This window comes from Paenibacillus popilliae ATCC 14706, from assembly GCF_000315235.1.
GTDB lineage: Bacteria > Bacillota > Bacilli > Paenibacillales > Paenibacillaceae > Paenibacillus_B > Paenibacillus_B popilliae.
On the sequence record NZ_BALG01000429.1, the window covers coordinates 1 to 209 of the forward strand.

1 protein-coding gene is annotated in these 209 nt (G+C 44.0%); it reads right to left on the reverse strand.

What is annotated here, in order from left to right; genetic code table 11:
* The coding region (locus PPOP_RS24800) for a fibronectin type III domain-containing protein (RefSeq protein WP_042229930.1) at positions 1-209 on the reverse strand (209 nt) is incomplete at both ends.

Sequence of the window (209 nt, forward strand, 5' to 3'; positions counted from 1 at the left end):
CCAAACAAGGCTGGTGTCTTAGTTGTGTCTAAACCAGTTACTGCTTTTTTATTAAATCTAGCTTCCTTTGTGCCCGTAAGTGCTTGGTTCCCAGCGGCGTTAACACCCGTTGCTTTTACTTTGTACTTGCCTCCAGGTTGAAGTCCCTTAAACGTCAATACAACCGTATGCGCAGTATCATTATATTTTGCCTCTGTAACGGTAAGGCC